Consider the following 12622-nt stretch of genomic DNA (forward strand, 5'->3'; position numbering starts at 1 on the left):
AAACAGCCGTGCCGATGGCGTGGTGAAAAGTGTAGTGCAGCCGGTCAATGCGATCGTCAAAGGACGTCGGCGATTGTCCTGCCAACGAATCCTGTACTCATTTAATATATCAGGGTCTGCCGCAGACCCCTACGTTTTTACAACGCCAAAGGCCATTTTCCAGGCACGACGGCGTTGTTTTTTTCATCGAGCCCACTTTTGCAGGGGCAGTTCTTCGTTTGATGTCCGATTGGCCCCCCAGCTTCGGATTGGCCCAGCTTGAATTTGGCTCCGCTTTGGATTGGCCCGGGCTCTCGTTAGCTCGGGGCTCTCGTTAGCTCGGGCGGCAATCAAGCGAGGTCGCTGGGGACGTTCTATGCCGGTGGCGGTGCGGCGAGGTTGGTTGTCGCTGCCGCGTTGGGGTCCGCTGCCGGTGGCGGCACCGTGTCCGCCGGTGCCGGTGCGACCGGAGCCGGCGGTGTGGTGCCTGGCGCGGCCGGTTCTTCTGCAGATGGGGTCGTGCCCGGTGCCGGTGCCGGTGCGGCAGCCGGCGGGGTTGCCGGGGCGCCTGCAGGCGAAGGCAGATTCTCGGTCGAACTAGCAGGTTTGTCGCCCACCAATCCTTCGACCACGGTTTCCTGGTCGACCTGATCGACCCCCAATTTGCTCTTGTCCGGAGGATTGTAAATCGAGATCAATCCATAGACCTCAACATCGATATCGTAAGGGTTCTCGGAGGTTCCCTGGTCCATCATCGGCGCTCCGCCGCCCATGCCGTCCATGCCCATGCCCATTCCCATGCCTTCGTCACCACCAAATCCGCCTCCGCTTGGGGCACCGAATCCTCCGCCGCCGTCCATGCCCATGTCCATTCCCATCCCCATGTCACCGCCATCACCCGCGCTGCTGGCGGTCGAGGCGCCGGCGGGCAGCAGACGTACTTGTTTGACTTCAATCATCAATGCCGCGTTTCCGCAAGCGGCAATCAATTCCGGAACAGCACGTTGGTCCATTCGCACCGACATCATCACGGGAACGCGTTTGGCCACCGCCAAATTCACATCCGCGGGTGAATCACTATCGAGTGCCGAACGAAGCGCCGCGCCGGTGATGGGCACATAATCGGTACCGACATAGCGATTGTCACCTGGGTCGGTGATCTCTCCCATGCCGCCCATTCCGTCCATACCCATGCCTCCCATGCCGTCCATCCCCATGCCCATGTCGCTTCCCATGCCATCCATGCCCATGCCGTCCATCCCCATCCCGTCCATGCCCATGCCGGCACTTTGCGCGGAGACTTGCTTGATCGACCCAGGGTTCACATTGACCGAGCGGCCAATTTTGATGGTTTTGATTTCACGGATCTTGGCTTCAAATGCTTCCTTGGCGTCGATATTGACCGTGTCGATGATTTTTAGCATCTGCTTCAAAATCCACACGTTTTCTTGCGAGTAATAAACTTGCAACGTCGATGGACGTGTGCCACGCCATGGAAACAAATCGGTAAGCAGTTGTTGCTGGCTGCCTGCGCTCCATTGAACCAGCGGTTCGTTTTTGGTGCCCGAGACATTGATCCGCGGCTTCAACAGGTTGCGCATCCCGGAGGAATCATCGAGCGTCGGACTGAACGTCGGGTCAAACTGAGCATTCCACTCGGCGCGGGCAATCGTAGCGATCTCGGGCAAAATCAAACCGATGTAATAACGGTATCGATTCAACAACGTCGCTTCTTTTTCAAGATCCTCGGCCGGAAAAGGGATATACCGCTCAATCGGAATCAAATCCTTGAACTCGTCAACAAAGTCTTGCTGCAACTCTTGCGGCCAAGTCAACAGACCTCGCTGGCGAGCGTACATTTCGGTCCAAGCTTGAAGCACTTCGTCTTCGCGTTTCTCGATCAACGCCTGCATCTTTTCGTGCGACTTGGCGTTGGGATGAGTATCGATCTCGCCTTGCAAACTGGTGACCGATGCAAACGAACTTTTGATCTTGGACTGCTGGGAATCCATTTCCGCCTGCAGACTTGACGTCGACAAATACCACACCGCGATCGATGTGATCGTGACGAAACCGACTCCGATCCAGAATCCGTATCGCATCACGACGGCAAGTTGTTCTTTTAGTTGTCCCATGAGAAACTCTAACGTTTTGTTTTCGGAACGGTGGTTGATTTAGTGGTATCGCCACTTGGGCGAATGGATGACAGGACTACTGGGCGTTCATGGCAACCGAGTCATCCGTGCCCGCTGCGGCTTCCTCGGCGGCTTTGGCCTCTTCTTCGGCCAATCGTTTCGCTTCGATTCGATCCGACAACATCGTGGGTTGCCAAAGCACCTGGAAATCAAAATCAAGTCGAAGCACGGTCAGCGTCGGAGGTCGGCTGATGATCTCTTCGAGATCGTCAAGCGTTTTGCCCTCGGGGAAATTGCGCTCAGCAATCGCCGTTTGTGCCTTAAAGACTTCTTCTTGATCGTAAAGCGGGTTGGGAACCTGGATCTGCGTTGGTTTGTCGTCGCGTAGCAAGATCGGATACGACAATCCATATTCTTGGGGAGTGAACTCGATCATGTTGCCCTCTTCGTCAGGCAATTTGAACGTTTTGTCCAAGAAGTTGACCGTCAAATTGTTGCGGACATGGTTGCTACCTTCATGACCCATCCGTTTCGGACTGTTGTAGTAGTGGTATCCCGTTAACTGAATCACCCAACCTGGGCCCGTCGGTCCTGGCAACGCATTGAGTTCTTCGAGGTCGACCTCGCGGCCGATGTTTTTACGGATACTGAGCAGCTCTTCCTTGTATCGCTGTTTAACAGCGTCGGTGTACCACACCGACAAGTCTTCCAAGTGTTTCGTTTCGACTTGCGTGATGTGCAACGCCTTGCGGTCTTCGTACGGTTTGCGTTCTTTGGGGTCCGGCATCACGCCATTTGGAAAATCTTCGCGAGGAATCATGCCGTTGATCACTCGCATCAGCTCAAGCCACACCAAACGTCGTTCTGAGTTCCCCGACACCTCCTTGCCCAGCGCGTTTAAGAACGTCAGCTTCGCCTCGAGCTTTTGATCTTCGGTCTTATGCTCGTTTGAATAGCTGGACATCTGTTGGACGACCGATTGAGCACCGTCCCAGAGGTCCGGGTGCGTCACTTCCCAATTCTTTTCAAGCAAGAAATAGTGACCGATCATGCCCAACAACAACGCCGCCAACGCAGCTAGGGTCCAAGGTTTCTTGGCCCGAATCATCCGTTCGGTCAGGATCTCTTGCGGCACCAACGACGCGTGGACTTGAGAAAGTTCGAGTCCTTGCAGACACAATCCGTAACACACCGCGAACGTCGGCGCGTTGTCGCGGAACGTCGGAATTGACAAGACATCGTCGCCGGTCAAGCGATTGAAGCGATCAAGCGTATCGACTTCGAATCCAAGGTTCTTGCTCAAATAAGCTGCCAAACCCGGCATTTTGACCGTGTTACCCGCGACCACCATGCCGGTCACGTTGGCTTGTTTGTCGATGCTGCGGAAAAATCCGATCGACCGCTGGACTTCGGTGACCAAGTCGTTGAACACCGGACGCATCGTTTGGAAGATCAATTTCGGATCGACCGCTTCGCGAGCGTTGCGTTTCAGATGCTCGGCCTTGGCAAAGGTGAGCTTCAAATCCTTGGTCAATTGACGGGTAAAGTGGTTACCGCCAATGGGCATACTACGCTGCCAAATTCGGAAACCGTTGGTGATGATCAAATCACTCGAATCGGTACCGATCGACAGCAGCACAAGCGAATCGGGCGGATTGTCGACGTCAAACGCTTCGTTGGCTAACCGCTCGTGCAAACGGTCAAACGCGATCATGTTGTACAGTGCCAGCGGAGCAAGCTGGATCTGGTCGACCTCGATGTCGGCTTCGACGAACGGTTGCAGTTGGCGGTAAACTTGGTCGCGTTTCATCGCGAACAAGCCGACTTCGCTCTCCAACGCATAACCTTCTTCGATCAAACTGCCCGGCATCATCTGGTGATCCCAAACGACGTCGGCTAGATCAAACGGGATCTGTTGACGTGCTTCGTAGCGAACGATGTCGGCGACCTTTTTCAGCTCGACCGGCGGTGGCTTGAAAAATTTGGCCAAACCGGTTTGCCCGGGCACGCTGATCACGACTTTTTCGTTGAAGCCGTCGTTGCGATCAAGCAATTGATTGATCGCGTCGGCTACCAATTCCTCAGGCACCGCTTCGGGTTGGCTAAGGATTTTTGGGTATTCGATAAAGTCAAACGCATCAGCGACCACTTCGTCATCGACGATCGAACAACGCAGCGCTTTGAGCGCCGACTGGCCGATTTCGATTCCCCATACACCGGAGCTAGAAGCCATTTAATCTTTCTCGTGGATTGCGTCAGAGAGAATTGTTGTCAACGAATAGATGAGCAGGAAAAGTAGCGATGTCCGCGGTTGTACCGTTTGAGCAGCAAAACTCGAGTGAGCCACAACACGGCGAATTCGCAGGGCGCAATGGGGCGCCAACGCTTTGCCGACGGATCATCCAAGACCATCAGCGGAGTCATTTTGACTGTATTGTAAAGACTGGCGGACCGTATTGCACTGTGTTTCAGCACGTTTTCTGCGGTTTGTTTGGCGGTGTAGACCGGTTAGGAATGCTGTTTTGGCGTTCCGCGATCGATTCGTCGAACTTTGCTGCCCAAACGTTCGGTTCGAGAACGTTGACACACCAGGAATCGATAGCGTAGCGGAAATGCCGCATGAATTTTCAATACATCAAGAAAATACGTCAAAAGTCTTCCAAACGTTCCTCCCGTAGTGAGGCTCCGGCGAACTCTTAACTCGCACTCGATTCACTCGTCCATTCTAACGAGGTTGCCATTCGACGTCCCGCGCGCTCCGCACACGAATCCCCCCACTTTGGTTCCAATCGGGCAGCTCGCGTCCCATTCCCTCTGCTTTCGTAGCGGCACGGCGTGAGCCGTCCGGTTGCAGCGAGTAAAACGTTTCAAATTTAACGAGCGGCTCGCGCTGCTCCGCTAAGAAACCACCCGGCTAGTACCAAAGTCAATGGCATTAGGCTCGCGCCGCTCCGCGAGGAAAGACACTCCTGCGGCCTTTCATGCCCGTGGTATCGATGCGGACGCTGGGGCGGATTTTGATGACCGAACCAATCGGTATGGTCGTAGGGGCGTTGGCGGAGCAGTCATCGGCAAGAAATTCAACTGGCTCGGTGTCGCAACTCGGCCGTTCCGGCAAGAATAGACCCAAACGACGAACGATGATTCCGACCAGCAATCGGACAGGCGGTCCCCGCACGGGGTGGATCGCTCGGGCAGCAGCTCGCTCGCGACCGTCTCCCAACTTGTGAGATTCGATCCAAGAGATTTGCGACGAAGTGAATAAGATAGCTGGATTGTTTCAAGTACGACCCTCCTTCCTTTCCCCTAAAATTTAGTCTGTTATGGCGAGCATCGACGAGTGCTGTATTTTGATCCCCGTATCGACGTTAGAGGATTTTCCCAAGCATGCGGGCGACGAGGATGCACGCAGTTTGCTGGCCGCATGGACCGTGCTGTGGCACCCCGAGCTTGTTGCGGCATCACAGCAGACCCCGACCTGGTACCGCGCTGATAGCCCGCCGGAATTTGATCATGGCCCCCGCGTGATCATCGTTCCTACGTTAAGTGTGCCGGAACTGCCATCTGATTTCGAAGCCAACTGCCGCAGTAACGAAGCGATTCAGTGGATCACCGGGGCGGATCGTCGCGAGATGCTTGATGCGTTGGGGTTGTCGACATCGACACGCACGCTGCGTTCTGCAGAGCGGACCGTCCAAGCCGAAGACTTCTTTGCGCTGGGGTATGCGATGCTGCAAATCCAAGTCATGACGCGGCGACTGCGGTACACCAGCAATTTGGACGAGATTCATTTCCAAAACAAATTGGTCACCGCAGCCGAAGCGTTCGTGGCAGACGATGCTGATCGATGTGTTGCAGCGATGCACGATTGTTTCGATGCCTTGGCCGAAGAACGTGACCACTATTTCTCGTCCGATCCGCACCTTGTCGATTTGACGCTGATTTCCAAGTCGACGCTCCCCTCGTTTTTCCAGCACCTAAGCACCGAGGTTGACGCCGGGCCGAGCGACGTGGCCGAGTCCGCTGCCGATTCAAGCAACGTGCTGGCCACTCCCCGCAATGTGCTGATCGATGCGCCGATGGCAGCAGCCGTCGCTGCATCGCCAAAGGAGGATCGTGACCGGCTTGTCGATCTGCTTCGAGGTGACCGGTGGGGCTGGGCGGGCGGTGGGCTCGGAGGCGACGTCAGCCTGGACGCGATGACTTATTCCGACACCGAAAACGCGATCACCCAGGCCTACGAACAAACGGCAACCCAGATCGGACTGCGGCCTCCGGTTTACGCGCGTTTTTCCGGCACCACTCCCACCGATATGACCAAGGTGATCGCGTCGCTCGGCGTCGATGGCATGATCTCGGTCGATTTCGAAAACGGCAGCGGGTTTGGTGACGAAGCCAAAGTGGTGCGAAACAGCGGAGGCGTTGAGATCCATGCGTTGACCGCGAAACCGATCGATGCGTCGGGTGAATCGGCTTTCTTGGCACTCGGTCCTCGCTTGGGCGAGGCGATTGACAGCGGCGAAATCGCAACCGGGTTGTTGGTCCATTGGCCCGGCTACGAAAGCGACAGCTATCGTGATGTTCGTCGGGTTGCGTCGTGGAGTTTAGTGCTGGGACGATTTTGGACGCTGGGCGAATACTTTCGCAGCGGCGAGCAACCCTATCACCACGATCCAAGCGGCGCGGCGACTAGCGGTGCCGATAACGCGTTGGTCTCGCAAGTCACCGGCGGAGATTCCAATGCGATTTCCTCGATGGTCCAGCAAGCCCAGAAGTCGATCGCAAAGCAGAACCAAGCCAATCTGCAAGCGATGATCGCGCTGGCCTCGGGAAAACCATCGAGCGGGTCAAACCAATCGAGCAGCCCAAACCAATCGGGCGACTCGGTCTCGCCGTGTGAACAAGCGATGCTGGCGTCGATCGGGCTGAAGCTGAGCTCCCACGCTGGGAACGTTTGCTTGATCAATCCTACGCCGTGCCCGGTTCGTCACACCGTGGCGATCAATGGGACGCCCATCAAAGAGGACCACATCTACGCCGCGACCGGCAGCGGAAAACAATCAATGGTCACGGTCGATGTGCCGGCCTTTGGTTTCTCGGTGGCTCGCAACGATGCCGGCGGTGGTTCGCGTGGTCGATCGATTGGCCAGCGTCTTCGCGATGTCGTTTCTGGAACCGGGAAACTGTGTGCGGTCGATGGCATGCTGCAGAACGCGTTTATCGAAGTCGCGATCGATCCGCAAACCGGTGGGGTCAAAGGCGGCTACAGCGGCCAATCGCGTGGCAATCGATTTTCGATGCGATTGGTCGGAGTCGAGGGGACGTCCAAGAAGAAGTCGTCCGAGAACGAGACCCAGATGATCTGCGACCAGATGAAAACGATCGTCGCCAAGGCAGAGCGAGGTGTGATTCGTACCACCGGTTATCTGGCCAATGCAAATGGAGCAAAGATTGGGGCGTTCGAATTGGATTACCAAGTCACCCGCGGCAACCGCATGCTGGACGTCCAGGGCAAGATCGACGTGCTTGGAAAGCTCGAAGGAAATCCATGGAATCAATATATCGCTGCTCGCTGTGCGGTCGCCAATGAAGCGGTTTCATATCGCATGATCTTGCGTGACAAAATGCATCGTACTTCAAGTCGCCGTATTGTCGCGCCGTTAGGAGTGTTGATGGACGAAAGCGATCGGCAAACCTTGGTTGCCTCGGCCGGTTTGGCGTATCACCGCCGTGTTGGCGATCGATTCTTGGATACGCTGTTGCAAGTTCAAGGCGAAACGCAGCGTCAATTCACGTTGCACTATGGTTTTGATCTGCCTAGCCCCGTGTTGGCCGCTCGCAGTGTCGCGAGCGAACCGCTGCAAGCGACGGTGGAATCGGTTTCATCGGATGGCTCGCGAGGTTGGTTGATCCATGCTGCTCCGAACACCGTGTTGGTTGCTAATTTGGATTGCATGTTGGACCGCGACGGCAAATTCATGGCGGTCGTGCGATTGATTCAAACACGGTCTCAAACATGCAACACCACGGTCCGTTTTTGCCGCAACGTGACGGCCGCGGTACGATTGAACCAACGTGGATCTCTCGACGCCGACGGGCTCGCGGATTATTTGCAAGAACATCGCGAATCACCACGAGTTGAGTTCAGTGAAGATCGAATCAAGCTGACGTTGGCAGGACACGAAGTGGTCGATGTCTTGGTTCAATTTGATGCATAACCGCCGCAGACATAACCGCGCCGTCCCCCGATAGGAAGCCTTGCTTTCGATGGCTACTCGTGATTCCAAGCCGATCCTCGATTTCAAAGAGGCTGCGATCCGAAGCGGACTTGTGTCGCTGAAGAAATGGAATCGCGTCGCGCAATCGCTGTTGGAAAACGGCGGCACCGCAGACGATGATGCGATGGCGACCGAGCTGATCCAAATCGGCTTGATCACCGAATATCAAGCACGGCAAATGCGGGCCGGACGTACCAAATTTAACCTTGGTCCTTACCTGATCACCGATTGGATCGGGCAAGGCGGGATGGGGCAAGTTTACAAGGCGGTGCATAGCGTGATGGGACGCCAATGCGCGGTGAAGACGCTGCCGTTGGACAAATTGACGCCCGAAGCGCGTGTTTCCTTCATGCGAGAAATTCGGCTCCAAGCCGGTCTCGACTCTCCCTACGTGGTACGGGCCTTTGATGCCGGGCATGACGGCAAAGTCGACTATTTGGTGACTGAATATGTTCCCGGTGCTGACCTACGCCGCTTGGTACGCAGCAATGGGCCATTGACGATGGAGCACGCCGCGTTAGTGATTTCGCAAGCGGCGATGGGACTGCAATACGCGCACGACATGGGGCTGGTCCACCGCGATGTCAAACCAGGCAACATCTTGGTCACCCCCGATGGCCACGCGAAAGTGTCCGATATCGGGTTGGCGGCCTACAGTTTTTCGACAAGCGAGGATGATCCACGCGCCGGCAAGATCGTGGGGACAGCCGATTACCTGTCGCCCGAACAGATTCGCAACCCGGCCGAGGTGGGACCGCTCAGCGACATCTATTCGCTCGGCTGCACGCTGTATTACGTCGTCGCTGGAAAGGTGCCCTTCCCCGGAGGCAATGCACGCGAGAAGTGTCGCCGTCACTGTGAACAAACGCCTTGGCATCCTCGCAAATTCGCACCCGATTTGTCCGAAGACTTTGTCGATGTGATTGCGGACATGATGGAAAAGGATCCTGCCAATCGAATCCCTTCGGCAAACGCAGTCGTCGAACGGCTTGAACCTTGGGCCAACCAAGCTCTCGAGTTTGTCAGCCGCCCGCTGGATCGGCGCGCATGGACTCCGCCTCCGCCGCCCAAAGAACCTTCCAATTCGCGGGACGTCAACGACTTCACTCCCTCCGAACCGCTCAGTCAATCCGAAGGCAATTCGCACTCGTCCTCGCCGCATCCGATGCCGTACATCTCCTCGGCGATCCCCGAGCCCAGCCGACGCGACAGCCCGCTGGTCACCGTGTTGTTGACGCTTGCGATCGCCGTGCCGATCAGCGTATTGATCGGCGCGATCATCGGATTTGTACTCCGCGAACAGTTCTAATCAAACCACAATCTCGTAGCGGAACTCGTCAAGAGTTTCGTCGATTTAATCCAAATGCAAATTGCAACGGTGAGCCGTGGGCCGTGAGGCACCGGGTCTTGCGTGGGACCCGGCCGCTGACGCGTCGCGGCTCAGTAAATCAACAAGCCGTCAAGCGTTTCGAGCGGTGGGGCATGCGTCACGTAGCGGAACTCGTCAAGAGTTTCGTTGATTTAATCCAAATGCAAATCACAACGGTGAGCCGTGGGCCGTGAGGCACCGGGTCTTGCGTGGGACCCGGCCGCTGATGCGTCGCGGCTCAGTAAATCAACAAGCCGCCAAGCGTTTCGAGCGGTGGGGCATGCGTCGCGTAGCGGAACTCGTCAAGAGTTTCGTTAATTTAATCCAAATGCAAATCGCAACGGTGAGCCGTGGGCCGTGAGGCACCGGGTCTTGCGTGGGACCCGGCCGCTGACGCGTCGCGGCTCAGTAAATCAACAAGCCTTCAAGCGTTTCGTGCGGTGGGGAACGCGTCACGTAGCGGAACTCGTCAAGAGTTTCGACCGGCATACGTCGATCAAACGAAAGCCGTTGACGGCTTGTTGATTCAGTGAAGTTTCCTGCGGCAACGGGTGTATGATGGACTTCCTAGTCCGTCAATCGTGTTTACAACGGACTAGGAAGTCCGTCGTACGACTACCTTCAACTGGCACCATCCCGATAAGATCGAAACGCCTACTGAAACAGCGCCGCTTCCATTGCCAAGCCAGGGCCGAAACCAAGCATCAACGTCGGAGGCTTTTGGCCGCTGCTGAGCAACTCGTTCAGCACAAACAAAACCGTCGGCGACGACATGTTTCCACAACGGCTCAATACGCTTCGCGAGGCGAGCAAGTCGTCATCGCTGAGCGAAAGCGATTCGGCGCACGCATCTAAAATGCGTGGACCGCCAGGATGAATGGCCCAGGATTGAATCTCTGACAAGGACAAGCCGGACTGGTTCAGCCATTTTTCGAGTGGCTCGCGTGTTGCGCGGCGAATCACGTCGGGCACTTCGGCCGACAAGTACATCTCGAAACCGTTGTCCCCAATCGCCCATGACATCATCTCTTCGGTGTCGGGGATGATTGCCGAATAACTGCTGGTCAACGTGACTCGGTCGGCGTCACTGTTCTTGTCCGCGCCCGATCCAATCACCGCGGCGGCGCCGTCGGCGAACAGCGAATTCGAAACGATCCGCTGAGGCTCCCAGCCATATTGTTGATGCAAACTGCACAGCTCAACTGCGACAACCAACACCCGCGCATTGGGGTCAGCGTCGGCATAGGCCTTGGCCGCGCGCAGTCCGTTCATCGCCCCGTGGCATCCCATAAATCCCACGTTGGTCCGCGACACGGTTGCGGGCAACCCAAGTTGCCGAATCAATGCGATATCGACCCCCGGGGCGTGAAATCCGGTGCAGGAAATCGTCACCAGATGCGTGATCTCGTCCGGAGAAACGTCGCAATCGGCAAACGCCTGTTGACACGCCTCAATCGCCAACCCTTCGCCATGGTCACGGTAGGCGACCAATCGTTGTGCCGTCGTGGGGCCGCGATCCGTTGCATTGTTGGCCGGCCAATAAAACGATTGGTTCGCTCGCTCCATCAGCGTGGTCGAGCCCCCGGGCTCCATTTCCGCCACTTGCGCTCCGCCAACTTCGTCGGTTTCTGCACTGAGCGGAGCCGAGGAGACTGCGGAACCGTTGTGCGACGATTCGGCGTCCGATTCGAGCAGCACGCTGTGACGGGATTTGACCCCCGTTCGACGATACAACGTCGATAACAGACGTCGCTGTTGGTCGTTCTCACAACAAATTCCGTTGGCAATCTCGGCGGAGACTTCTTGGGTTACGGAAAGACTCGGTAGAGCGGTTCCCATACCATGGATCTTCATACTCGTGCATTCCTAGGGGCTAGATGCTGCAATCGGATTGGCTCAGTCATGTTCAATATGATTACAGACTGGCAAATGAGGGACGCCTCGCGAGATTTTCGCAGGCAAATCGACAAGAAACGCAGCAGCGTCAGAGCGACTCCGCTGCTCTCCGTTTCACCCTCGGTGAACACTCCATTATCCATAGCAGAGCGAATCTGCATAATGGCAAACGGGATTTCTGGGCAAAACGGTGGCTGAAATGGGGAAAACGAGCCCGTAGTAAGGGCTAATTGTGCATCCTCGACCCGCCTGAGATTGTCGCGGTCAAGATGGACGCACCAGAAAGCGGTAGGCGCTAACCGCCCATCGGACGGCTAGCACACCGTGTTTTTGCAATGGATATCGAGCGCGGAACGAGGATCGAACTGTCCGCCTAAACCAGGCTTAGATGCCCCACAAAAGCATGGCGGTGGATAACCGTGGTAACAGTCGATCGTGTTTTCGCGACAGCAACGAGTTTGACGCTTTAAAGTTTAATACTTTCACAGCGACTATCGATGCCGGAATCACTTACGATTTCATGCTCGCGACGCCCTTGGCACGAGCCTTGACGGCAAGCTTATAGGCTTCGTCATGGCCGTACTTTTCAACCGAGAAACGCTGCGTCTTTCGTACACCCTTACTTGGGCTCCACTGAGCAACCCAATATTGGTAGGTAGGCTTGGACGGCCAACGTGAATCGACCTCTTCGACAAGCCGAACCCCAACGACGCCAGAGGTGTTGTTCGAGCGAACAATCTTTGACAATTGTTGTGGCGTGTAGCCCTTCAACTTGCTTTCCAACTCATCGCGGAATTTTTTCGCAGCGGCTTGAGCCTTGCGTTTTCCACCATATTCGTTGTCTGCAAAAAACTTGGTGTGCTTCTTTCCCTTGCGCATCAAACGAACAAGGAAGCCCCCAGAACTGTCACGGTCAATCCGTGTGATGTTTCGATTCGCACTCATCGATGTTCAACTACATTACG

Annotated in this window: 6 protein-coding genes; 2 read left to right on the top strand and 4 right to left on the bottom strand. The window is 56.0% G+C overall.

Annotation, left to right across the window (positions count from 1 at the left end):
- Positions 1 to 353: 353 nt before the first annotated feature.
- Positions 354 to 2114: a hypothetical protein gene (locus ABEA92_RS27205; RefSeq protein ID WP_345688274.1), complete on the bottom strand. Its 1761-nt coding sequence runs from the start codon at positions 2112 to 2114 to the stop codon at positions 354 to 356.
- Between the two features lie 76 nt (positions 2115 to 2190).
- Positions 2191 to 4347, bottom strand: a complete 2157-nt coding sequence (gene pilM / locus ABEA92_RS27210; protein WP_345688275.1) for a type IV pilus assembly protein PilM — start codon at positions 4345 to 4347, stop codon at positions 2191 to 2193.
- 1090 nt (positions 4348 to 5437) lie between these two features.
- On the opposite strand from pilM, the gene ABEA92_RS27215 reads away from it, so the two are divergent.
- Both ABEA92_RS27215 and ABEA92_RS27220 read left to right on the top strand, forming a co-directional pair.
- Positions 5438 to 8332, top strand: a complete 2895-nt coding sequence (locus tag ABEA92_RS27215) for a hypothetical protein (RefSeq protein ID WP_345688277.1) — start codon at positions 5438 to 5440, stop codon at positions 8330 to 8332.
- Between the two features lie 49 nt (positions 8333 to 8381).
- Positions 8382 to 9701, top strand: coding sequence for a serine/threonine protein kinase (locus ABEA92_RS27220; protein ID WP_345688279.1), 1320 nt, complete (start codon positions 8382 to 8384; stop codon positions 9699 to 9701).
- A 714-nt stretch (positions 9702 to 10415) separates the two neighbouring features.
- Here ABEA92_RS27220 and ABEA92_RS27225 read toward each other — a convergent pair.
- Together ABEA92_RS27225 and ABEA92_RS27230 are read right to left on the bottom strand one after the other, a co-directional pair.
- Complete coding sequence (locus ABEA92_RS27225; RefSeq protein ID WP_345688281.1) at positions 10416 to 11615, bottom strand: type III polyketide synthase; 1200 nt, start codon at positions 11613 to 11615, stop codon at positions 10416 to 10418.
- Between the two features lie 552 nt (positions 11616 to 12167).
- Positions 12168 to 12602: an AP2/ERF family transcription factor gene (locus ABEA92_RS27230; protein ID WP_052031703.1), complete on the bottom strand. Its 435-nt coding sequence runs from the start codon at positions 12600 to 12602 to the stop codon at positions 12168 to 12170.
- Positions 12603 to 12622 lie beyond the last annotated feature (20 nt).

Source organism: Novipirellula caenicola, from assembly GCF_039545035.1.
Lineage (GTDB): Bacteria > Planctomycetota > Planctomycetia > Pirellulales > Pirellulaceae > Novipirellula > Novipirellula caenicola.

Bases quoted from the DNA above. Each gene is read 5' to 3' on its own strand.
- ABEA92_RS27205 (WP_345688274.1), bottom strand. From the start codon at position 2,114: ATGGGACAACTAAAAGAACAACTTGCCGTCGTGATGCGATACGGATTC.
- pilM (WP_345688275.1), bottom strand. From the start codon at position 4,347: ATGGCTTCTAGCTCCGGTGTATGGGGAATCGAAATCGGCCAGTCGGCG.
- ABEA92_RS27215 (WP_345688277.1), top strand. From the start codon at position 5,438: ATGGCGAGCATCGACGAGTGCTGTATTTTGATCCCCGTATCGACGTTA.
- ABEA92_RS27220 (WP_345688279.1), top strand. From the start codon at position 8,382: ATGGCTACTCGTGATTCCAAGCCGATCCTCGATTTCAAAGAGGCTGCG.
- ABEA92_RS27225 (WP_345688281.1), bottom strand. From the start codon at position 11,615: ATGAAGATCCATGGTATGGGAACCGCTCTACCGAGTCTTTCCGTAACC.
- ABEA92_RS27230 (WP_052031703.1), bottom strand. From the start codon at position 12,602: ATGAGTGCGAATCGAAACATCACACGGATTGACCGTGACAGTTCTGGG.